This window comes from Sphaerisporangium corydalis (assembly GCF_025506355.1).
In the GTDB taxonomy this organism is placed as follows: domain Bacteria; phylum Actinomycetota; class Actinomycetes; order Streptosporangiales; family Streptosporangiaceae; genus Sphaerisporangium; species Sphaerisporangium corydalis.
On the sequence record NZ_JANZYP010000005.1, the window covers coordinates 180,748 to 202,949 of the forward strand.

General features: G+C 72.8%; 17 protein-coding genes. 10 read left to right on the forward strand and 7 right to left on the reverse strand.

Annotated features, from left to right (window positions below; genetic code table 11):
* The first annotated feature begins 228 nt into the window (after positions 1-228).
* Positions 229-1,440, forward strand: coding sequence for an MFS transporter (locus NYZ98_RS05955; RefSeq protein ID WP_323802290.1), 1,212 nt, complete (start codon positions 229-231; stop codon positions 1,438-1,440).
* 59 nt (positions 1,441-1,499) lie between these two features.
* Here the strand turns inward: NYZ98_RS05955 and NYZ98_RS05960 are convergent, their stop codons facing one another.
* The 4 genes from NYZ98_RS05960 to NYZ98_RS05975 all read right to left on the reverse strand — a co-directional run bounded on the left by NYZ98_RS05960 (position 1,500) and on the right by NYZ98_RS05975 (position 8,283).
* The gene (locus tag NYZ98_RS05960) at positions 1,500-2,615 is read right to left on the reverse strand and encodes a glycosyltransferase (RefSeq protein ID WP_262841489.1); all 1,116 of its coding nucleotides are present in this window, start codon (positions 2,613-2,615) and stop codon (positions 1,500-1,502) included.
* A gap of 101 nt (positions 2,616-2,716) precedes the next feature.
* Complete coding sequence (locus NYZ98_RS05965) at positions 2,717-4,426, reverse strand: acyltransferase family protein (protein ID WP_262841490.1); 1,710 nt, start codon at positions 4,424-4,426, stop codon at positions 2,717-2,719.
* A 221-nt stretch (positions 4,427-4,647) separates the two neighbouring features.
* Positions 4,648-6,618, reverse strand: a complete 1,971-nt coding sequence (locus NYZ98_RS05970) for an LCP family glycopolymer transferase (RefSeq protein ID WP_262841491.1) — start codon at positions 6,616-6,618, stop codon at positions 4,648-4,650.
* A 174-nt stretch (positions 6,619-6,792) separates the two neighbouring features.
* On the reverse strand, positions 6,793-8,283 hold the full coding sequence (locus NYZ98_RS05975; protein ID WP_262841493.1) for a glycosyltransferase family 39 protein: 1,491 nt from the start codon (positions 8,281-8,283) through the stop codon (positions 6,793-6,795).
* 98 nt (positions 8,284-8,381) lie between these two features.
* On the opposite strand from NYZ98_RS05975, the gene NYZ98_RS05980 reads away from it, so the two are divergent.
* From NYZ98_RS05980 to NYZ98_RS05995, 4 genes are all read left to right on the forward strand, one after another.
* The gene (locus NYZ98_RS05980; protein ID WP_262841494.1) at positions 8,382-10,514 is read left to right on the forward strand and encodes a hypothetical protein; all 2,133 of its coding nucleotides are present in this window, start codon (positions 8,382-8,384) and stop codon (positions 10,512-10,514) included.
* A 97-nt stretch (positions 10,515-10,611) separates the two neighbouring features.
* Complete coding sequence (locus tag NYZ98_RS05985; protein WP_262841495.1) at positions 10,612-11,505, forward strand: permease-like cell division protein FtsX; 894 nt, start codon at positions 10,612-10,614, stop codon at positions 11,503-11,505.
* Positions 11,506-11,675: 170 nt separating this feature from the next.
* On the forward strand, positions 11,676-12,569 hold the full coding sequence (locus NYZ98_RS05990) for a glycosyltransferase family 2 protein (protein ID WP_262841496.1): 894 nt from the start codon (positions 11,676-11,678) through the stop codon (positions 12,567-12,569).
* A 1-nt stretch (position 12,570) separates the two neighbouring features.
* The gene (locus NYZ98_RS05995; protein ID WP_262841498.1) at positions 12,571-13,647 is read left to right on the forward strand and encodes a glycosyltransferase family 4 protein; all 1,077 of its coding nucleotides are present in this window, start codon (positions 12,571-12,573) and stop codon (positions 13,645-13,647) included.
* On the opposite strand, the gene NYZ98_RS06000 is transcribed toward NYZ98_RS05995, so the two are convergent.
* Positions 13,602-14,546 (reverse strand): lysylphosphatidylglycerol synthase transmembrane domain-containing protein, encoded by a 945-nt coding sequence (locus tag NYZ98_RS06000; protein WP_262841499.1) that lies wholly within the window; start codon positions 14,544-14,546, stop codon positions 13,602-13,604. The two genes, NYZ98_RS05995 and NYZ98_RS06000, sit on opposite strands and share 46 nt — an antisense overlap.
* Before the next feature lie 170 nt (positions 14,547-14,716).
* Here NYZ98_RS06000 and NYZ98_RS06005 point away from each other — a divergent pair, with 170 nt between their 5' ends.
* The 5 genes from NYZ98_RS06005 (at position 14,717) to NYZ98_RS06025 (ending at position 20,320) form a co-directional block, all read left to right on the forward strand.
* Positions 14,717-15,565 carry a class I SAM-dependent methyltransferase gene (locus NYZ98_RS06005; RefSeq protein WP_262841501.1) on the forward strand — a complete coding sequence of 283 codons (849 nt, stop codon included), beginning with the start codon at positions 14,717-14,719 and terminating at the stop codon, positions 15,563-15,565.
* An 11-nt stretch (positions 15,566-15,576) separates the two neighbouring features.
* Positions 15,577-16,536 carry a lysylphosphatidylglycerol synthase transmembrane domain-containing protein gene (locus NYZ98_RS06010; RefSeq protein WP_262841503.1) on the forward strand — a complete coding sequence of 320 codons (960 nt, stop codon included), beginning with the start codon at positions 15,577-15,579 and terminating at the stop codon, positions 16,534-16,536.
* A gap of 234 nt (positions 16,537-16,770) precedes the next feature.
* Complete coding sequence (locus NYZ98_RS06015) at positions 16,771-17,898, forward strand: glycosyltransferase family 4 protein (protein ID WP_262841504.1); 1,128 nt, start codon at positions 16,771-16,773, stop codon at positions 17,896-17,898.
* A 14-nt stretch (positions 17,899-17,912) separates the two neighbouring features.
* Entirely contained in the window at positions 17,913-19,016 is a 1,104-nt protein-coding gene (gene manB, locus NYZ98_RS06020; protein ID WP_262841505.1) for a mannose-1-phosphate guanylyltransferase, read from the forward strand.
* 86 nt (positions 19,017-19,102) lie between these two features.
* Entirely contained in the window at positions 19,103-20,320 is a 1,218-nt protein-coding gene (locus NYZ98_RS06025) for a PAS domain-containing sensor histidine kinase (RefSeq protein WP_262841507.1), read from the forward strand.
* Positions 20,321-20,368: 48 nt separating this feature from the next.
* Here NYZ98_RS06025 and NYZ98_RS06030 read toward each other — a convergent pair whose 3' ends face one another.
* Both NYZ98_RS06030 and NYZ98_RS06035 read right to left on the reverse strand, forming a co-directional pair.
* On the reverse strand, positions 20,369-21,481 hold the full coding sequence (locus tag NYZ98_RS06030) for a CU044_5270 family protein (protein WP_262841508.1): 1,113 nt from the start codon (positions 21,479-21,481) through the stop codon (positions 20,369-20,371).
* A complete protein-coding gene (locus tag NYZ98_RS06035) occupies positions 21,481-22,068 on the reverse strand; it encodes an RNA polymerase sigma factor (RefSeq protein WP_262841509.1) in 588 nt (195 codons plus the stop codon). Before NYZ98_RS06035 ends, NYZ98_RS06030 begins: the two co-directional genes overlap by 1 nt.
* Positions 22,069-22,202 lie beyond the last annotated feature (134 nt).

Here is a 22,202-nt window from a genome sequence, read left to right on the forward strand (position 1 = left end):
CGCCAGATGTACAAGAACGACAGCGTGGGACGAGCCGATGAACGGCGAGGAGGGAGGCCGGCCGGCTCGGGCGTGAGTTGTTGGGGAGTAAGGGTTGGTTTGGTGAGGATGGTTGGTGGGGTGGGGGGTTGGGGGCGGAGGAGGGGTCGGTAGATTCGGGGGTCTTGGTTGGGTTTGGGGGGGTTGTCAGTGGTGGGTGAGGCGGGGTTGGGGCGGGGGTTGACGTTTGTGCTGGCGCTGGCCTGTGGGGTCAGTGTGGCCAATGTGTACTTTCCGCAGGCGATCAGCCCGCTCATCGCCTCCGGGCTGCGGGTGTCGCCGGACTCCGCCGCGCTGGTGGCGACCGCGACGCAGGTCGGGTACGCGGCCGGGCTGTTCCTGCTGGTCCCGCTGGGCGACCGGCTGCGGCACCGTCCCCTGATCGTCACCCTGCTCGCGCTCACCGGCCTCGGCCTGCTCGCGGCGAGCGCCGCCCCCACGCTGCACGTGCTCGTCGCCGCGAGCGCCGTAATCGGTGTGACGACGGTGGTCCCGCAGATCATCATGCCCATGGCGGCGGGCCTGGTGCCCGACGGCCGCCGCGGTGCCGTGGTCGGCACTCTGCTGGGCGGCCTGCTCGGCGGCATCCTGCTGGCCCGCACCTTCAGCGGGTCGGTCGGCGAGTGGCTGGGGTGGCGGGCCCCGTACCTGGTGGCCGCGGTACTGACGCTGCTCCTCGCGGTCGGCCTGGCCTTCGCGGTTCCCACGACGACGCCGCCGTCACGGCAGCGGTACCCGGCGCTGCTGGCCGCGTCCGTGCGCCTGCTGCGCGCGGAGCCGGAGCTGCGGCGCTCGTGCGTCTACCAGGCGACGCTTTTCGGCGGCTTCAGCGCGGCCTGGACGAGCCTCGCCCTGCTGGTCACCGGGCCGGTGTACGGCCTCAGTGGCCACGCGGTCGGTCTGATCGCGCTGGTGGGCGCGGGGAGCGTGCTGTGCACGTCCGCGGCCGGACGGTGGGTCGACCGCAGGGGGCCGGGAGTGGTGAACCTGGTCTGCGTCCTCGGCACGCTCGCGGCGGCGGCGGTCCTGGTGCCCGGCGCTCTCGGCGGCACGGCCGGGCTGGCGGCCCTGGTGGTCGGCATGCTGCTGCTGGACATCGGGGTGCAGTGCGGTCAGGTCGCGAACCAGGCGCGGATCTTCGCCCTGCGCCCGGAGGTCCGCAGCAGGCTGAACACCGCGTACATGACCTGCTCCTTCATCGGGGGCAGCGTGGGGTCGTGGCTCGGGGTGCGCGCCTACATCCACCTGGGCTGGCGGGGCGTGTGCGGGCTCGTCGCGGTGGTCGCCCTGATCGCCCTCGCCTGGTACGTCCTGCGCCGGGCACCCCGCCGGAACACGATCCCGGCCGAAGCGACTGCGACCCAAGGCGCCGAAGCGGCCGAGGGGGCCGGCGGGCGCTGACGTCACGGGACGACGACGCGGTGGTCAGCGGGGACGGCGCGTGGTCGCGGGTGTGGTGGTCAGGCGGGGACGACGCGGTGGAGGGCGGGGGAGGGGACGTGGACGGCCCATTCCTCCAGGTGGGAGACGAAGTCGCGGGCCTGGTCGGGCCAGTGGTAGTGGCCCCGGGCCTCGGCGTACCCGTGGGCGCCCATCACGGCCCGCCGCTCGGGGTCGTCCCGCAGCCGCAGCACGGCCTGGGTCATCGCGTCCACGTCGCCGTAGGGGACGATCAGCCCGCAGTCGGCCCGCCCGACGATCGAGGCGGCGTGCGGCAGCGGGGTGGTGATCACCGGGATGCCCCGGGCCATGTACTCGATGACCTTGGTGGGCAACGACTGCCGGTAGTTGGGCACGTCGTGCAGCAGCGACAGCCCGGCCAGCGCGCCCTGGGCCATGCGCAGCGCGTGGTCGTTGGGCACGTACCCGAACCAGTCGAGCAGGCCCTCACGCTGCGCGTCGCGCAGCAGCGGGCGCACCGCCGCGTCGGCGCCGCCGATCAGGTCAAGGCGGATCCCGTGCGGCCGTAGCCTGCGGGCCAGCTCGATCATCTCGACGACCCCCCTGGCCTCGGACAGGTGACCGACGTAGACGATCCGGCTGTCACCGGGCGGCGGGGGCGGGGTCACGGGCACGTAGGTGGTGTTCGGGACCACGGGGTGGTTCCCGGTGAAGCGGTCACGGTACGCGGCCTCGGCGAGGATCAGGCGGTGGCGGCGCTCCGCCCGCCTCTCGACCCCGTGGACCAGGTGCGGGAGCAGCCGGCGCATGAGCTCGCTCAGGTAGGGCTTGGTCTCCAGGGAGCCCGCGATGTCCTCGTGCACGTCCCACACGGTGGTGGGCCGCCGCCGGGGCAGCAGGAACAGCAGCTCGATGTCGTGGACGAGCAGCAGGTCCGCGTCCTTGACGCCCTTCCTGAGCGCGGCGCGCGCGGCGCGGTGCGCCCGGCCGCGGCGCAGGCCGACCGCGCGCGGGACGTCGATCGCGCGGATCTCCTGCGGCGGCGTGACGTTGCAATGGGTGAACGGCGCGATGTAGGTGACCTCGTGCCCGGCGTCGAGCAGCGCGCGGATCTGCCGATGCATGATCCGGGCGTCCTCCGGGTGGTGGACGATCGTGCCGACACATACCTTCATATGACGATGGTGGGTGGCGTTCCCTTCCTGCCCGGATGCGCACCGTTAATCGCGGTGGAAATGCCGCTGAACATCCGCCTACCTGGTCCGATCACCTGGACCTAGGAGGACGGTCTGCGGTAGAGCCACACCAGGCGCGGCTCCAGCAGCCACTTGAAGAGCTTGCGGGTCTCCGGCAGGCACAGGACGATGGCCAGCGCGAAGCAACTGCTCATGATCGCCATGACGCCGAGCGGGCCGTGCAGCCAGCGGAAGCCCAGCCAGCCCATGTCCTTGGCGATGAGCACCGGCACGCCGTGCAGCAGGTAGCAGTACAGCGTGCGCGTGCCGAGGTCGGTGAACCAGGTGTTCCTGCGCGGCACCAGCGCCAGGATGGCCGCCGAGACCGTGAGGGCGGCGACCAGCAGGGCGGCGCGCACGCCCATGCCGACCCACCACGACATGTGCAGCTCGGCGTAGCTCTCCTTGAAGTACAGGGGGCTGAGCGGGAGGCGCTTGGAGATCAGGAGGGCCACCCCGGCGGCCCCGGCCAGCACGACGCCGGCGAGGATCTTCACCCACCGGCGGTTGAGCATCTCGAAGTGGCGCGGCTGGAGCCACAGGCCGAGCACGAAGAACGGCATCAGGCCGAAGAAGCGGTCCATGCTGAAGTCGCCGGGCAGGTCCGACAGCCCGGCCATCAGGTAGACGCCGACGGCGATCGGCAGGGGGTAGCGCATGCGCCGCCACACCGGCGTGGAGAGCCGCCACAGCAGCAGGGCCAGCAGGTACCAGTTGAGCCATGACGGGTCGATGATCGTCAGGCTCCACTTGTGGCCGAGCGCGGTGCGCAGCACGGCGTAGCCGACCTCGACGATCACGTACGGCACGAGGAAGGTGTCGACGAGCTTGTTCGTCTTGGCGTTGGAGTTCCAGAAGTTCCTGCTCAGGTAGCCGCTGATCAGGACGAACAGCGGCATGTGGAACACGTAGATGAAGACGTAGAGCGAGCGCGAGGAGTGCGTGCCGAGCGTCGGCACCAGAGAGTGGCCGGTCACGACCAGCGCGATCAGCACGAACTTCACGTTGTCGAGGTACGGCTCGCGCGCCCGCTTCGCCCGGGCGGGCGCCGGGCTCTCCACGGCCTCGCGGGGCGCGGAGTCCCCGGCGGGAGCCTCCTGGACGCGGGCCCGCCCGGCGAGGACGGGGGCCGCCGCGGCGGGAGAGGGGTCGTCGGCCACCGGGCGCCGCTCCCAGAAGGAGAAGCCGTCGGAGACGGGCGCGTCATGCTCGTGCGGGGCCTCGGCGGGCGGCGGCCCGCCCCAGGCCGGCCGGTCGAAGGTGAAGGTCTCGGGGTCGTCGTCCTCGCCGGGCCCGGGCGCGGGCTCGGCCGTCCGCGCGGGGCGGAGGGCGTACGGCGAGCGGCCGGCCTGCCTGGGACGGCCCGCGGGGGCCTCCGCGCCCGCGTCGCCCTCGGCCGGAGGACGCGTGCCCTCGGCGGTCTCGGGGGCCGGCCACAGCGGCTCACGGGACCGGCCGCCCGTCGGGGGGCGGTGGCGGTCCCAGGCGCCCGTGGGAGGCGCCGCGTAGTCGGGCACCGGCCAGCGGGCCGTGGGGGCGTCCTCGGCGGGGTCTTCGGTGGCGTCCCCTGCGGGGTGCTCGGTGGCGTCCCCGGCGGGATGCTCGGGGCCGCCGTCGCCGGTCTCCGCGTCCTGGCCGGGGTCGATCGGCGCCGGTCCTCGTGTGCCGGGCGCCCCCACCTCGTCGGCGTCGGTGGAGACGCCGTCGGTGCGTGGAGACGGAACCTGGAAGGAGGATCTGGTGTCACTCACGGGGGGAACGCTCAGCTATCTGTCGGGAGACCAGGGGTAGCTTCGGACACTGGCAGGTGCTCAGAAAGAACGCTGCGGAAGGGATTAGGGGCACGCTCGCCAGATCATCCACCCTAACGCCCCCACCATCAATTGTCGCGACGGAGCCGGAAGTCGGCCGCCCCGGGACACGCGGACGGCCCGGTCCCGCAGGGGGATCCGGGCCGCGCGGGCATGGTCGGTCAGGTGCTGCAGACGTCGGTCTTGGAGTCGACGACGCGGGCGCTGTCGGGAATGGTGACCGGCACCTTCACGCCCTTGAAGTCGGCTCCGATGACGAGCTGGATGATCGGGCCGTCGGCCGGGGTGTCGGTCGTCCCGGCCGGAGGGGTGGTCGTCGCGAGCGGTGTGAAGGGCGTCAGAAGCCCCGTCTTCACCTTCCCGGCGCCCGGGGCCACCTTGATGGTCAGCAGCTTCGAGGCGACGGGAGTGGCGTAGTCCGCGCCGTCCGCAGCGTTTTTGGCGTACCTGAGCAGGGTTTTCGGTCTGTCGGTTCCGTCGGCCGGGCGCGCGTCGCCGATCTGGGTGACCTTGAAGCCCTGGGCCGCCAGCGCCTCGGCGACCTCCTTGGCCTTGCCCGGGGTGTTGGTGCCGTTGACCACCTGGATGCGCACCTGGCCCGGCTTCACGGCGGGCTTGGCCGGCGTGGTGGAGGAGGACGAGGAGGCGCTCGGCTTGGCCGTCGGGGTGACCTCGACGTCGGTGCGGAGCGACTCGAACATCTTCCCGGCGTCCGGCTGCTTCCACTGCACGCGGTTCTTGTCCGCCGGGTAGGCCTCCCAGGGAACCGTGACGAACTTGACACCCTTGGCGGTGAGGCTGCGGGCGCTCTGCCCGATCTGCAGGAGGGTGTCCACGTCGAGCTGCGGGTCCATCACGACCGACTGCGCGGCGGCGGTGACGAGGCTCAGCAGCTTGGTCGGGGTGGTCAGGGTGTCGCCGCTCGTCGCCTTCTTCGCGACCTGCGACAGGAAGATCTGCTGGCGCTTGATGCGGCTGATGTCGCTGCCGTCGCCGAGGGAGTGCCGGGCGCGCACGTACGCGAGCGCGGTCTCGCCCTTCACGATCTGCTTGCCGGCCGTCAGGTCGAGCTTGGCCTGCTTGTCGTGGACCGCCTGGGGCACGCAGATCTGGATGCCGCCGAGGGCGTCGACAATGTTCTTGAAGCCGGTGAAGTCGACCTTGATGTAGTGGTCGACGCGGATGTTGGTGGTGGACTCGATCGTGTTGATCGTGCAGCCCATGCCGCCCTCGTTGAACGCCGAGTTGATCATGTCGAGGCGGGGAGGGAGCGCCGCCTTCGTCCGGGCGTTCTTGCACGCGGGGATCTGCACCATCGAGTCGCGCGGGAAGCTGATCAGCGTCGCCTTGTCGCGGTTCGGCGAGATGTGCATGAGGATGATCGTGTCGGTGCGCTCGCCCTCGTTGCCCATGTGCTGGCCGTACCGCTTGTTGTCGCCCGCGCGGGAGTCGGAGCCGACGAGCAGGACGTTGAGCGCGCCGGTGGTGTTGACCGGCCGGTTGGCGTTCAGGTCGGCGCTCACGTCCTCCTTGCGGAAGTTGCCGAGCAGGTTGCGGTACAGGGTGTATCCCCCGAGCGCGACCAGGACCATGACGCTGGTGAGGGCGATGCTGACCCACGCGAGCACCCTCGGGCGCTTGCCGCCGCCCTTGCGCGGAGGCTCGCCGTCGCCGCGCCTGCGGCCCCGGCGGGCGGGCTCACCCGGCGGCGGGAGGGGACCGGCGAGCACGTCACGCTGCCGGGGCGCGCGCGGGTCGTCGAACGGCTGCGCGCCCTGCGCGCCATAGGACTGCCCGTCGGCGGGGCCGTACGCCGGCCCGTCCGCACGGCCGTAGGGCTGCGCGCCCGGCGGGCCGTACTGCGCGTCGGGAGGGCCGTACTGCGCGTCCGGGGGACCGTACTGCCGCGCGTCCTGCCGGCCGTGGGCGTTCTGCTGCGCGTGGTCGACGGGGCGCCCGTAGGCGTCCGGCTGCCCGTAGGGCTCGGGCGGCGGTTCCTGGGGGGCGCCTCGGCGGCGGCGGGGACGCTCGCCGTCCGCGGGGGGGACGGCGCCGGAGTGGTCCGGGGTCCGGCCGCGGCTCGACCTGCGGCCGGGCTGGGGCGGCTCGGCGCCGTGTCGGTGCTCGCTCATTTCGTCACGAGACTAGGTCACCGGCCCGGTTCCGGGCGGCATGATCGGGTGAATGGGCTCATGATCATGCAATCTCCAGATGGGTCGGTTGGGTCCGCCAAGCTTACCGACAAGAGGATATTTGCTGGAATGTCGCAATCGGCCGGTTTACCGGAAGTTCACAGGTTCACCAGGTCAGGCGGACTCTGACCGCTCCACCTGCCGCGCCGTCAGGAGCGCGGCGGCCAGACACGCGAGCGGCACCGCGGGCAGCGTGTACCGGTAGTCGAATTCGGCGGTGGCGGCGGGGATCGCGAGCAACGCCAGAGAGGTCATCCACGGCAGCGCCCACGACGCGCCCGCCCCCCCGCCGCGCCGCCTCCGTACGAGCGCGACCGCCGGAGGCAGGAGAAGGATCACCAGCAGCGCCGCGCCGGGAAGCCGCACGACGTCCTGGTAGGCGCGTATCCAGCCCGCGTACGGCTCCACGATGCGCGTGCCGATCGGGCCGTCCTCGTACCGCTCGGCCGCCGCGGCGCCCGCCATCGCCGGCGCGCGCGTGGGCGGCGGCGGGGCCGTCGCCGGGAACTCGTAGAGGTCGTAGATCGCCTGGTCGGGGTAGACGGGGCGGCCTGGCGAGAACGACCGCGCCATCTCCGAGAGCACCGACGCGACGTAGTCCAGGGGCTGGCTGCGCAGGGCGAGCAACGCGAACCGCCCGGCGAGCCCGTCGGTCTCCCGGGTGAAGGTGATGCCGGGCAGCGCCACCAGGGGGGAGCCGGCCGCCCAGACGTACTCCTGCGAGGGCGGGCGGCGGGCCGGCGGGGTGGGGTCGCACAGCACGGCGAGGTCCGGCGGCGGGCGCATGACGCCGCAGTCGGCGAACGACATCGTCCGGGCGTACAGGAAGACCCCGTTGGAGCCGACGATGCCGAAGCGGTGGTAGGTGGCGGCGAACCAGGTCGCGTACCCCGCGACCGGCACCAGTGCCGCGGCGACGAGCACCCCGGCGAGCCACCTGCCCCCCGCCCGCCCCGGCGCGGACCGGTGGCGGGCCAGGAGGCACACGGCGACCACGGCGATCAGCGGCAGCCCGATCGTCCTGGTGAGCGTCGCGGCCCCCAGCAGCAGTCCGGCCGTGACGGCGGCCCGCCAGGTCAGCGGGCCGAGTACGGCGACCACGGCCGCGATGGCGAGGAACGCGAACAGGGTGTCGGACACCAGCAGGTGCTCCAGCTCGACCTGGTAGGCGTCGAGCAGCACGGGTGCGGCGGCCAGCGCCCCCGCCCACCGCCGCCCCCGCAGCCGCAGCACGGCGGTGTAGACGAGCACGCCGGTGGCCAGCCCGAGCAGGTGCTGCGTGAACGCCACCAGCCCGAAGCTGTGGAACGGCTCCAGCAGGCGCAGGAACATCGAGTACCCGGCGGGGCGTACCAGGTCGGGCCGGGGCCACAGCGCGGTCACCACATAGGTGTAGGAGTCGGGGAACCAGAGCGCCGGCCGGTAACCGATCATGGCGACCAGGCGCAACGCGGCCCCGAACGACAGCACCACGAGGAACCACCGGTGCCGCCCGGCGAAGGCCCGGACGGACGGGAGCGTCGTGAGGAGCCGCCCCGTCAGGGTGCGTGCGGCCGTCGTGGTCACCAACTCGTCCCCCCGCACGCCACCAATGAAGATCGTCACCCGCCGGAGCGAGATCACGCGAAGCCCGTACGCTACCTGCTCCTCCGCCGCCACGCCGCCTCGCAGGCCAGGCGCCGTGCTGGTGGGAAGGGGTGGCGATGCGGCGAACGCCCATGTACGTCGCACTAGGCTCGCGGGCAAGGATGACCGGAACCTGGTTCGATCAGTCGCGACGGCCGCCGGCGGGCCGGGTGCTCGCCGCGGTGTCCATCATGCCCGCCCTCGCCCTGACGGGCTGGCTGTTGGCGGGCGTGCCCCTGCTTCTGCTCGGCCGTTTCACCCCGCCGTTCATGCTGCCGCTCGGCGGTCTCCTCGCCGTAGTCCTGTGCGTGTACGGGGCGCGGATCGCGCGCCAGGGGGAGGCGGCCGACGCGACGCCCTGGCACGTGGCCGCCGTGGGCGGCATAGCGGTCGCCTCGGGCGTGTTCAACGCCGTCTTCCACAGCGAGCAGCTCGCCGTCCGCCGCGACCCCGCCACCTACGCCCAGTACGCGATCTGGGTGGCCCGGCACGGCTCGCTGCCGATCCCCTACGACACGGCGGCGTTCGGCGGCCCCGATCCGGCGCTGATCCAGGGCAGCATCGGCTTCTACGACCATGGCGGCGCCGTCGTGCCGCAGTTCATGCCCGGTACGCCGATCATCGACGCCCTCGGGTTCTGGTTCGGCGGGGTGCCCGGCCTGCTGCTGGTGCCCCCGGTGCTGGGCGCGCTGGCCGTGCTGACCGTCGCCGGGGTCACGGGCCGGCTCGCCGGCGCCAGGTGGGCCCCTCCGGCGGCGCTGGCGTTCGCCGTCGCGCTGCCGATCCTCTACACCTCGCGCACCACGTTCAGCGAGATCCCGTCGCTGATCCTGCTCTTCGGCGGCATGGCCCTGGCCTTCGACACCCGCCGCCGCCCGCGCGCCGCCGCGCTCGCCGGGCTGGCCTTCGGCCTGGCCGTGCTGGTCAGGATCGACGGCCTGCGCGACGTGCTCCCCGTGCTGGTGTACGCGGGGCTGCTGATCGCCCTGCGCCGGGGGAAGGGGCGGGGCGTGGCGTACGCGGGGACGGGTCCGCCGCTGCTCGGCGGGCTGGTCGCGGGCGCCGGGCTGGGGTTCCTGGTGGCGTACGTGCTGGCGCGGCCGTATCTGAACTACCTGTCGGACTCGATCCTGCCGCTGCTCGCGATCTGCGGTCTGGTGCTGGCACTGACGGTGGCCGGGGCGGTGCTCGGACCGAGGGTGATCCCCCCGTCCTGGAAGGCGGTGCGGTCCTGGCGGTGGCCGCCCGGCCTCGCGGCGGCGCTGGTCGTCCTGACGATGGCGGGCCTGGCGGTGCGCCCGTGGGTCCAGACCGTGCGGCGGGTGGCCGCCAACCCCGACGACCTGCTCAACGACCGGTTCATCCAGGCGACGCAGCGGGCGACCGGCCTGCCGGTCGAGGCCGGGCGCCTCTACTACGAGGACTCGCTGTACTGGGTGATCTGGTACGTCGGCGTCCCGGTCGTGGTGCTCGCCACGCTGGCGGCGGCCGTGCTGGCCCGGCGCATCGCCCGGGGCCGGGGCTTCGTCTGGCTGCTGCCGCTGGCGATCATCGGGTGGACCACCGTCACCACGCTCTGGCGCCCGGCGATCACGCCCGACCACCCGTTCGCGTCGCGACGGCTGGTCGCGGTGATCGTCCCGGGGCTGATCCTGCTCGCGGCGTGGGGTCTGCGCTGGGTGACGGCCAGGGTGCGGAACGCCGGGTACGGGACGCGGGTCCAGCGCGGGGTGTACGCGGCGGGCGCCGTCCTGATGGTGGTCCCGGCCGTGGTGACCTCGATCGGCACCGCGTTCTCCCCGATCGAGCGCGGCGAGGCGGCGGCCGTGGCGCGGATGTGCGCCGCCCTGCCCGCGGACGCCACTGTGCTGATCATCGAGCGGGTGACCGCCGACCGGATGACCCAGGTCGTCCGGGGCATGTGCGGGGTGCCGACGGCCCATGTCCGGGTCGCGAGCCAGGTCACCGGTTCGGGGCCCTCCGACGTCGCGGCGCCCTCCGACGTGGACCGCCTGTCCGACCGGATCCGCATCGCGCGCCGCGTCCCGGTCCTGCTCGCCGCCCGGCGGGACCAGCTCACCCCGTACGGCGCGCCCACCCAGGTCGTCGCCCTGCGCACCCGCCAGGACGAGCGGTCCCTGGTCGACCCGCCGGACGGCACGTGGTCCCTGGGCATCGACGTCTGGATGACCGTCCCCCGCACCGGCTGACCTCCGCACCGATCGACCCCGGGAGCCGCCGACCGTGCGTGACCGGGGGTCCCGCGCCGGTTGACCCCGGGAGGCCGTGATCGGGAGAGTGGAGGCCGTGTACCAGCCAGAGGAGCCGCCGGGCCCGGAGGAGCTGTCGTTCGGGGAGGACCCGGACCGGGAGCCCAGGTTCCGGGCCTGGGCGTCGGCCCACCGGGTCCTGCTGGCCGTGGGCGCGGTGGCGGTCGTGCTGCTGGGAGTGGTCGCCGGCGGCGGGTGGTACCTGTACGACCGGTCCCGCGAGCCGCTCCCGCCCCCGGACGTCGCGGTCCCCGAGCAACTCCGGTTCGCGGTGGGGGTGTGCGGCGAGGGGATCTCGCGCTGCCAGACCGACCAGGGCAGGGTCATCGCCGACCAGCCCCGCGTGGAGGCCGCGCTGCGCGCCATCCCCGAGGTCGTCTCGCTGGAGTTCGTCAGCTCCGCGGCCTCCTACAACAGGTGGCGCGGCCTTCCCGACCGGTATCCGGACGTGACCTCCGACTTCACGCTCACCCAGGCGAACTTCCCCGACTCCTTCATCGGGACGCTGCGCCACCAGTCGGACTACCTCGCCGTGGCCGCCAAGGTCAGGCGCATCCGGGGGGTGCGGGTCGTCACCCGCGTGACCACCGACTTCTGGGACGGCAGAGCCGACGTCACGGTGACCCTGTGCGGCTACGGGCCCGCGCGGGCGTGCAAGTCCATCGGCGGCCGGCCGGTCACCGACGCGCAGAAGCGGGCGATCCTCGACCGCCTCCTCGCCGTCGACGGGGTGGAGAAGATCTACTTCGAGGACCGGGCGCACGCGCTCAAACTGGAACGGCTGTACCGCCCCGAGGGGATCAACGACGGGCCGCCCCTGCTCCTTGAGCTCATGCTGGAGAGCTACCGCGTGCGCACGGGCACCCCCAAGGCCGCCGAGGCGGTCAGGAAGGCGGTGCGCGACATGCCGGGCGTCCAGTCGGTCCGGTAGGCGAGAGGATCCGAGTGGCGCCCCATGGCAGAGGGGCCGGGGTGACCGGAGTGGCGTCGCGGGGGCGGGGAAGACTCCCCAGGTCGGGATGACGTGGACTCCTCGACGGGCCGGGCCCTGTATCCTCGCCCGACGTGAGTGTGACCGAGACGCCTGAGACTGGATCCGCCGTGGAAGCGAAACCGTACGTGACGATCGTCCTGCCCTGTTACAACGAGCAGGACCACGTCATCGAAGAGGTCGAACGCATCTGCGAGGCCATGGACCTCAGCGGTTACACCTACGAGCTGGTGGCCGTGGACGACCACTCCACCGACGGGACGCTGGCCCGGCTCCAGGCCGCCGCGCCCCGGTTCCCCAGCATGCGCATCGTGGCCTTCCACCGCAACGGCGGCTCGGGCACCGTCCGCCGCATAGGCACCCAGGACGCGCTCGGCGAGATCGTCGTGTGGACCGACGCCGACATGACCTACCCCAACGAGCGCATCCCCGAGCTGGTGCAGATCCTGGAGAAGGACCCGGCGATCGACCAGGTCGTCGGCGCCAGGACCAGCGAGCAGGGCTCCCACAAGATCCTCCGGGTGCCCGCCAAGTGGTTCATCCGCAAGGTGGCCGAGCGCCTGGCCGGCCAGGAGATCCCCGACCTGAACTCCGGCCTGCGGGCCTTCAGGAAGTCGGTGTCCCTGCCCTACCTGCGGCTGCTGCCCCCCGGCTTCTCCTGTGTGACGACGATCACCCTGGCGTTCCTGTCCAACCAGCACGACGTGCACTACATGCCCATCGAGTACAGCAAGCGGGCGGGCAAGTCGAAGTTCAGCTTCATCTCCGACGCCTACCGCTACATCCTTCAGGTGCTGCGGATGGTGATGTACTTCAACCCGCTCAAGGTCCTCATGCCGCCCGCGATCTGGCTGGTCGTGATCGGCCTGGCCAAGGGCGTGGTGGACATGTTCCGGCACCCGTTCTACTTCCCGGCCAGCACGGTCATGGTCTTCCTGTCCGGGCTGATCATCGGCTCGCTCGCCCTGTTGGCCGACCTGATCGTCCGGTCCCGGGGCGCCTGAGGTGCGCGTCGCGATCGTCGGGCCCGCCTACCCCTACAAGGGCGGCGGGGCGCAGCACACCACCGAGCTGGCGCACCGGCTCGCGGCCCTGGGCCACGACGTCGTGATCGAGTCCTGGCGGGCGCAGTACCCCTCCTTCCTGTACCCCGGGCAGCAGACGATCTCGGCGCCCGAGGGGGAGCCGTTCCCCGGCGTCCGGCGCGTCCTCGACTGGCGGCTCCCCGGCGGGTGGGTCGCCTGCGGCCGGCGGCTGCGCGGCGCGGACCTGGTGGTGCTCAGCCTGCTCAGCTCCGTGCAGGTCCCCGCCTACCTCGGCATCCTGTACGGCCTGCGGCGCCGGGCCCGGGTGGTCGCGCTCTGCCACAACGTGCTGCCGCACGAGCGCAAGCCCTACGACGCGCCGCTGGTGAAGGCGTTGCTGCGCCGCGCGGACCAGGTGCTCACCCACTCCGAGGAGCAGGCGGGGCTCGCCCGGGAGCTTTCGGCCACGCCGGTCCGGGTCGCCGCCCTGCCGCCCCACCTTCCCGCGAGGGGCGAGGTCACGGCCTCAGGCGGGGTGCGTAACCGGCTGCTGTTCTTCGGCATGATCCGGCCGTACAAGGGCCTGGACCTGCTGCTGCGCGCGCTCGCCCGCGTCCCTGGCGTCTCGCTGACGGTGGCGGGCGAGTTCTGGGGCGGCCTGGACGGCACGCGCGACCTGATCGCCGAACTGGCCCTCGGCGACCGCGTGGAGCTGCGCCCCGGCTACGTCCCGGCGGCGGAGCTGCCGGCGCTGTTCGCCGAGGCCGACGCCCTGGTGCTGCCCTACCGCTCGGCCACGGCCAGCCAGAACGCCTGGCTCGGCCACGAGAACGGCCTGCCGGTCATCGCCACGCGCGTCGGCGCGCTGGCCGACCACGTCACCGACGGGGTGGACGGCCTGCTGGTCGAGCCCGGGTCGGCGGACGCGCTCGCCGAGGCGATCACCGCGTTCTACGCCGACGGCGAGCCGGAGCGGCTGCGCCAGGGCGTCAAGGCCGTGGACCCCGACCCCTACTGGGCGGCGTACTGCGAGGCCCTGCTCTCCTCAGGCGCCTGACCGCGCGCCAGCAGGAAGCCGAGGCCGGCCCACGCGACGTCGCCCAGGGTGAAGGCCAGCCGCGAGACGATCGCGACGACCAGCGCGCCCGGGGCGGACAGGACGGGCGCGAGCACCAGCACCATGGCTCCTTCCCGCACGCCGATGCCGGCCGGGATGATCACCGTGAGCAGGCCGGTCACCCAGGCGAGCGCGTACGCCCCGGCGGCGACGGCGTACAGCGACACCCCGCCGGGGCGCATGTCGCCGAGCAGCAGCCAGATGTGCACGCCGTAGACCAGCCAGCCGATCATCGTCCACCCGGTGGCGACGAGCATCGCCCTGCCCGGCAGGACGCGGTCCAGGGGCTCCTTGCGGGCGACGCGCAGCACGAGGTTGAGGCCGAACGTCAGCACCCGGGGGTGCAGGCCCACGACGATCAGCGGGATCAGCGCGACGAGGTACCACGTCTGCCGGGCGACGTCCTGGGAGGTCAGGGGCAGTGTGACGGCGGCGAGCGCGATCGCGCAGCCCAGAGAGGTGACCAGGGCCACCACCGTGGCGCCGAACGTGCGGCGCGGCGGGGAGCCGTGGTCGCGCGCGAGCTCCATCATGGCGGCGAACGCCCACACCGACCCGGGGACGTACTTGCCGAGCTGCCCCACGAACAGCACCTTCGCCGCGACCCGCAGCGGCAGCGGGGTCCCGAAGCCGGCGAGCACCGCCCGCCAGGCCAGGAGCATGAACCCGAGGCCCGCGAGGACGGAGACGACCGACCCGGCGACCGTCCACCACGACAGCATGCCGAGGGCGGCGGCGGAGTCGTGCCAGTTCCTGGACAGCCCGTACCCCAGGAAGGCCAGGGCGACGAGCGCCAGCGCCACGCGGAGCAGGGGACTCGATCGCAGGCGGCTCAGCATCCGCCCAGCGTAGAGCCACCTGGTCGTCGAGGGTAGGACCCTCGGCGTACGCGGGATCCGGCCTCGGGTGTCGCGCGGGCGCGCCGGAGGTCCCTTCGGACCCCTCGGTCGCCCGTCCCGCACACGCGATCCCGCGCGGGCGCGCCGGAGGCCCTATACCCTTGGGCGGCGTGGGCAAGGAACGTGTGGCGCAGCTCGAATACTCCGAGTTCCAGGCCGCGATGCTGGACGAGGCCAAGCGGCGCCGCAAGGCCGCGAAGATCATCGCCGTGCTCGCGCACTTCCTGGGCCGGGAGGGCGGCGACGCCCCGGTGCTCAAGGGGCTGACCGTCGCCGACATCGGGTGCTCGGCGGGGTTCATCGCCGACGAGCTGGCCTCGGCCGGCGCCGAGCGGGCGCTCGGGGTGGACATCGACGTCCCCGGCCTGCGCAGGGCCGCCGAGCGGTTCGGCGAGCGGGTCGAGTTCGTCTGCGCCGACGGCACCGCCCTGCCGTTCCCCGACGGGTCGATCGACGTCCTGGTCTTCAACCACATCTACGAGCACGTGGTGGACCCCGACGCCGTCATCGCCGAGATGCGCCGCGTGCTCGCCGACGACGGCGTGCTGTACCTCGGGCTCGGCAACCGGCTGGGCGTGATCGAGCCCCACTACAAGCTGCCGTTCCTGTCCTACCTGCCGCCCGCGCTCGCCGACCGCTACGTCCGCGCCTCCGGCCGGGCCGACCACTACTACGAGCGGTTCCGCACCCGCGGCGGCCTGCGGCGCATGCTCGCCGGCTTCCACGTCTGGGACTACTCGCTGCCCGTGCTGGCCTCGCCCGACCGGTTCGCCGGGACCGAGCTGTTCCCCGGCGCGGCCGGGCGCGCCGCCCAGGGCACGCTGGCGCGCACTCCCCGCGCGGCGCTGCGGGCCCTGCTGCCGGTCGTGCCGACCTACCTGTGGGTCGCGACCAAGACCGCGCGCGGCCCTCTCGGCGGCACGCTCCCGCGTGGCCCCGAGCCCGTGCGCACTCCATGACGCCGGACTCCGTGGCACCCGCCTCGACGACGGCGGCGCCGCGTTCCACGACGCGCAAGAAGCTGGTCAGGGTCGCGTTCCTGCTGGTCGCGCTGGGCTTCGGCGCCTGGGCGATCGCCGGGCGCTGGGCGCAGGTGGCCGAGGGGATCGGGCGGCTGTCCTGGCCGCTGCTCGCCGGGTCGCTGGTCGCCGTGCTGGCGGCGCTGGTGGCGGGCATGCTGATGTGGCGGGCGCTGCTGGCCGACCTCGGCTCGCCGCTGCCGTTCACCGACGCGGCGAAGGTGTTCTTCGTCGGGCAGCTCGGCAAGTACATCCCCGGGTCGCTCTGGCCGGTCCTCGCCCAGATGGAGATGGGCAAGGACCTCGGGATCCCGCGCCCCCGCAGCGCTGCCGCCTTTTTCCTGACATATCCGATCTATCTGGTCAGCGGGCTCACGGTCGCGGCCGTGACCCTGCCCGTCTTCGCCGGCGACTCGGTGGCGCGCTACGCCTGGCTGGTCCTGCTGCTCCCGGTGCTGGTCGCCGGCCTGCACCCCCGCGTGGTCAACGGCGTGCTCGGCCTCGGCCTTCGGCTGCTCAAGCGGCCCCCGCTCGAACGCCCCCTGACCCGGCGCGGCGTGCTCGTCTCGGCCGGCTGGGCCCTGGCCGGGTGGCTCGCCTACGGGGCGCATCTGGCGCTGATCGTCGCCGGGCTGGGCGCCGCAGGCCCGAGGGCCACGGCCCTGTCCCTCGGCGCCTTCGCGCTGGCCTGGTGCCTCGGGTTCCTGGTGGTCGTCGCCCCCGCGGGGGCCGGTGTGCGCGAGGTGGCCATGGTCGCGGCCCTGGCACCGGTCCTTCCCGGCGGCTCGGCCATCGCGGCGGCCCTCTGCTCGCGGCTGGTCGTCTCGGCCGGTGACCTGGTCTGCGCGGGCGTCGCCGGCCTGGCCGCGCGCCGATCGGAGAACGTTCCAGCGACCGCCGGGCGCGACTGATCCACCAACCGGCCATCTCGGACAGAGAAGCAGGAAATGGCCTGTGATTTGACTCACGGTTTCGGGGGGCCTCGCAATAGAGTGAGGGCTGATGGGGATCGGGGCGAGGGCATCGGCCGCGGCAGCCGGTAGGGGCACGACAGTGACCCGGCCGGTACACCAGGCCAGGTGGCCCGCGCTCGCATGCGGTCTCCGTCCTCGACAGGCACGGAGATCCGAGAGGAGCGATCGCCCTTGACGCCCCGAGTGCTCGTCGACGCGGCGGCCGTCCCCGCCGACCGCGGCGCCCTGATCCGATACGTCGACGGACTCCTCGCCGCCCTCGACCGGGCCGGCGCCGATCTCGCGGTCGTCTGCCAGCGGGCCGACGCCGAGCGGTACGGGAAGATCGCGCCCTCCGCGCGCGTCCTCCCCGGCCCACCGGCCATCTCCAGCCGGGGCACCCGCCTGGTCTGGGAGCAGACCGGCATCCCCGTGCTGGCCCGCCAGGTCGGCGCGCAGGTCATCCACGCCCCCTTCTACTCGATCCCGCTGCACTCCGGCCTGCCCACCGTCGCGACCGTCCACGACGTGACGTGCTTCACCGAGCCGGAGCAGCACAACTCCGTCCGGGCGTCGTTCTTCCGCGCGGCCACCCGTACGGCGGTCCGCGGCTCGGCCCGTGTCATCGTGCCGTCCAAGGCCACCCGCGACGAGCTGGTCCGGGTGCTCGCGGCCGACCCGACGCGCATCGACGTCGCCTACCACGGGGTCGACCCTGCGCTGTTCCACCCGCCGTCCGAGGCCGAGGTCAAGCGGGCCGCCGGCCGGCTCGGCCTGCACGGCCGCCCCTACGTCGCCTTCCTCGGCGCCTTCGAGCCGCGCAAGAACGTCCCGAACCTGGTGAAGGGCTTCGGCCAGGCCGTGAACGACCTGCCGTCGGCGCCGGCCCTGGTGCTGGCCAGCGCCGGAGGCTGGAACGACGAGGTGGACGCGGCGGTCAGCGCGCTCCCGGTGGCCGTGCGCGTCATCCGCCCCGGCTACCTCGCCTTCGCCGACCTGCCGGGGTTCCTCGGCGGGGCGGTCGTGGTGGCGTTCCCCTCACGCGGGGAAGGCTTCGGCCTGCCCGTGCTCGAGGCCATGGCCTGCGGGGCGCCCGTGCTCACCACCCACCGCACCTCCCTGCCCGAGGTCGGGGGCGAGGCGGTCGCCTACACCGAGCCCGACGCCGAGAGCATCAGCGACGCCCTGAAGGCGCTGCTGGAGTCAGGGGAGCGCCGGCGGTCGCTGTCGGAGGCCGGGATCTCCCGCTCCCGGGAGTTCACGTGGGACGCCTCGGCGGAGGCGCATATGGTTTCCTATCAACGGGCGGTCGATCAGTGAGCTAGCCTCACGGTGTGACGGAGAGCTACTCGACAGAGGCGGCACACCTTGAGGCCATTCTCCTCGTGGGCGGGCAAGGCACGCGTCTTCGCCCCCTGACCCTGAGCACTCCAAAGCCACTGCTCCCCACGGCTGGGGTGCCGTTCCTGGCCCACCAGCTCGCCAGGGCGCACTCCTTCGGGGTGCGGCGCGTGGTCTTCGCTACCTCCTACCGCGCCTCGATGTTCGCCGAGGCCTTCGGCGACGGCTCGGCGTTCGGCCTCTCCCTGGTGTACATCACCGAGGAGAGCCCGCTCGGCACCGGCGGCGCGATCCGCAACGCGGCCCGGGCGCTCACCTCCGGCCCCGACGCCCCGATCCTGGTGCTCAACGGCGACATCCTGTCGGGGCACGACATCTCCGAGCAGGTGGGGCTGCACGTCGCGCGCCGTGCCGCTGTAACGCTCCATCTCACCGAGGTGGACGATCCCTCGCGGTTCGGATGCGTGCCGACCGGCGAGGACGGCCGGGTCACCGCCTTCCTGGAGAAGACCCCCAATCCGGTGACCAACCGCATCAACGCCGGGTGCTACGTCTTCCAGCGGTCGGTGATCGACCAGATCCCCGAGGGGCAGGTCGTCTCGGTCGAGCGGGAGACCTTCCCCGGCCTGATCGAGTCCGGCGAGCTGGTGCTCGGGTACGCCGACCGGTCCTACTGGCTCGACGTCGGCACCCCTGCGGCCTTCGTCCAGGGTTCGTGCGACCTGGTGCTGGGCCGCCTCGCCTCCCCGGCGCTGCCCGGCCCGTGCGGGGAGTCCCTGGCGCTGCCCGGGTCCCGCGTCTCGCCGAGCGCCAAGATCGCGGGCGGCACGGTCATCGGCCCCGGCGCGGTCGTCGAGTCCGACGCCTCGGTCCGGGGCAGCGTGCTGTACGCGGACTGCGTGGTGGAGTCCGGGGCCACGGTGGCCGACTCGGTGGTGGGCGTGGGCGCGCACATCGCCTCGGGGGCGGTCCTGCGCGACGTCGTGATCGGCGACGGCGCGTACGTCGGGCCGGGCAACGAGCTGCTCGCCGGGGCACGCGTGTGGCCCGGCGTCCGGCTTCCCCCGCGCGCGGTCCGCTTCTCCAGCGACGGCTGACCGCGCGCCGTCCGCGTGATCGACCATCCGTTCCATTTGACGCGTCCGCCTAACCTGGAGGAACAGGCGTAGAGACGAGTCGGAAGATGGCCTTCGAGATCCACTACGAGGCGGTGTTCAGGGACGGTCTGGCCCCGCTGCTGCTGTTGACCCCCGACCTGGTCGTCGTGGCGGTCAACGACTCCTATCTGAAGACCACCGGATGGACCAGGGCGGACCTGCTCGGCCGGCCCATATTCACCGCCATGCCCCGTGACCCCCACGATCCGGACCTGCGGGGGCTGAAGGCCCTGCGCGCGTCGCTGGAACAGGTGGCGGCCACCGGCGAGCCGTCCGCCGTGGCGCTGCAGAGGCACGACGTCGAGGTTCCCGGCCGGCCGGGAACGTTCGAGGAACGGTACTGGAGCGCGGTCAACAGCCCCGTTTTCGACCCCGGCGGACGGGTGCACCTGATCATCCACCGTGCCGAGGACGTCACCGCCTTCGTCCGGCATCTGAGGCGCGGCGGCCAGGACGCCGCCTCCTGCGCGCGGGCCGAGCAGGGGGAGAGCGACCCCGGCGCCTTCGTCCGCGCCCGCGAACTCCTGGCCGTCAGCGAACGGCTCCACCACGCCTACACCCAGCAGGGCCACACCATGGCGGCGTTGCGGGAGGCCGCCGAACAGCAGCGGCGGTTCGTCCTCGACGCCTCCCACGACCTGCGCAACCCGATCACCGGGCTGCTCACCAAGCTGGAGGTCGGGCTCTCCGAGCCCGACACCGACCTGCGGCCGATCCTGCACAAGGCCCTGCGAGACGCGGAACGGCTTAAAGACATCGTCGCCGACCTGCTGGAACTCGCCCGCCTCGACACCACGGCACCCACCGCCACCGAACCGATCCACCTGGCCAGGCTCGTCGCCGACGAACTGGAACGCCGCACGCTGACCGCCGCCGTCGTGACCCGGCTCGACCGGCGGGCGGTGGTGAACGCCTCACCGATCCGCCTGGCCCGGCTCCTGGGCAACCTGATCGCCAACGCCGAACGGCACACCACCACCACGATCGAGATCGTCGTCACCGCCGACCCGCCCGAGGCGGTCCTGGAGGTCATCGACGACGGGCCCGGCATCGACCCGGCCGACCACGAACGCGTCTTCGAACGCCTCGCCCGCCTCGACGAGGGCCGCCGCCTGGACCCCAGCGGATCCGGGCTCGGCCTGCCCATCGCACGCGAGATCGCCCAGGCCTACGGCGGCCGCCTCTACGCGGCCGACCACCCCACCGGCGCCCGCTTCGTCCTCCGCCTCCCTCTCGCCACATAGCCGCGGCGACCGGCCGCGACCTCCCTCACGGTCGAACCGATGATCGGGTCAGCAGAACATGGGCTTGGCGGCGTCCTTCGGGACCTTCGGCATGGAGCCGACGACCTTCACCGCCATCACCGCCATGCTGCTACTCGGGATCTCCTTGACCTGTCCGCCCTCCTGCCGCCCGATCCAGCTCCGGTAGCCGAGGAACCGGTAGGTGACCGGCTCGAAGATGAGCTCCCCGCGTTCCCAGGTTCCGGGGCTCTCATACCTGAGTGAGGCGCCCACCCCGTGTCGTCCGGCGGGGTCGGTGAGGTCCGGGACGACGGTCGCGCTCGGCATCTTGGACAGCGCGCCGAAGACGGTGGCCCTGGTCTGGGAGGGGGTGAGCGGGTTCTCCGCCAGCTTGAGCAAAAGACCCCCGACGATCTTCTCGACCCGCATGTCGATCTCGCTCTGGCCCAGGTCCGTCTCTCCTCGTCTGCGCTGGTCCGACCGGACGAACACCTCCGCGTCCCGGCGGATCCTCGCCAGGGCCTGATCAGGATCGGCGGGAAGATCGGTGGCCTGGGAGAGCAGGGCCAGGGGGCTCTCGTGGCACTGCCCCGCGCGCTGGTACTCCACCGTTCCGGGGGGTTGCACGTGCGCCGGGCCTCCTCCGCCGGTGAGACGTGTCCGCCCGTACGTCGAGCGCGTCAGGGCCTTGCCGGGATCCCCGGCCGGCATCCACACCTCGCGACGCCATTCCTGGGTGTACGCGCCCTCGGGGCTGCTGACGAACATGACGTTCCTCTGGTCCACGTAGACGAACTGCCCCGGCCCGGGCCGCACGTCCTCGCGCGCCGCGACGGAAGCCGCGTGCCGGAGCAACTCGGCGGCGCTGGCAGGAGGCGTCCCGAACGGAGCGGAGTCGTGGCCGCCCCGCACCAGGACCAGTCCCGCGGTCACCGCGGCCGCGAGGCCCACGGCCGCGCCGGCCCTCATCGCCAACCTGGAAACGCGAAGAGGCCGCCGAGGTGACCGCGCCGGCCGGCCGCGGCCGGGAGCGGCCACCGTCAGCCGACGCGGCTCGGCCCCGGCCTCTTCGGCCAGCAGCACGCGTGCGCGCGCGGTCACCTCGGGCGCGGGGCCGGGCAGGCTGTCGTGATGATCCTTGATCGCTTCGAGTTCGTTCATCACAGTGCCTCCTCGGCGGGACCGATGATCGTGCGGAGCTTCTTGCGGGCGCGGTTGAGACGCGATCCCACCGTTCCCCGAGGTATGCCGAGGGCCTCGGCCACCTCCTCGTAGCTGAGCTGGGCGCAGGCGACGAGCAGCAGGACGTCCCTGTCCCCGGCCGAGAGCCGGGCGAGGCCGGCGGCGAGCCGCGGCCGCATGACCGCCGCGGAGACCCGTTGCACCACGCGCTCGTCGTGGCCGGCGATCTCCGTGGCAGCGGAGCTTCTGGCCAGCGCCCGATATCTGCGCGCCTCGCCGCGACGATGCTCGGCGACCAGATTGGAGGCGATGCCGTACAGCCAGGGGCGGGCACTGAGGCGGGTGAGGTCGAAGCGTTCCCGGTCGCGGAAGGCACGCAGAAAGGTTTCCGCGGTGAGGTCGTCCGCGGCCGTCTCGCCCAGGCGCAGGTGAACATAGCGGTGGATGTCTGCGAAATAGCGATCGAAGACGGCGCCGAACCGATCAGGGTGACGCCGCGAAGCCTCCACCACCTGCGCGTCGGTGTCCTTGCTGGGCGGCGCCGCATCCTTGGGAGGGGCTGTCATGAATCCCGGTCTTTCCGTCGGTTGCCTCGGACACCCATAGTTCGGCGAACCCACGATTCTTGTTCACGGTCCAGCACTGCGGGCCGGGTATCACGCGGCGCGGTGGCCGGAGGCGCTGCCGCGGCGACGGCCGG

Coding starts and splice junctions, on each gene's coding strand:
- NYZ98_RS06030 (WP_262841508.1), bottom strand. CDS start 21,481: ATGAACGAACTCGAAGCGATCAAGGATCATCACGACAGCCTGCCCGGC.
- NYZ98_RS06025 (WP_262841507.1), top strand. CDS start 19,103: ATGGCCTTCGAGATCCACTACGAGGCGGTGTTCAGGGACGGTCTGGCC.
- NYZ98_RS06000 (WP_262841499.1), bottom strand. CDS start 14,546: ATGCTGAGCCGCCTGCGATCGAGTCCCCTGCTCCGCGTGGCGCTGGCG.
- NYZ98_RS05980 (WP_262841494.1), top strand. CDS start 8,382: ATGCGGCGAACGCCCATGTACGTCGCACTAGGCTCGCGGGCAAGGATG.
- NYZ98_RS05970 (WP_262841491.1), bottom strand. CDS start 6,618: ATGAGCGAGCACCGACACGGCGCCGAGCCGCCCCAGCCCGGCCGCAGG.
- NYZ98_RS05960 (WP_262841489.1), bottom strand. CDS start 2,615: ATGAAGGTATGTGTCGGCACGATCGTCCACCACCCGGAGGACGCCCGG.
- NYZ98_RS06035 (WP_262841509.1), bottom strand. CDS start 22,068: ATGACAGCCCCTCCCAAGGATGCGGCGCCGCCCAGCAAGGACACCGAC.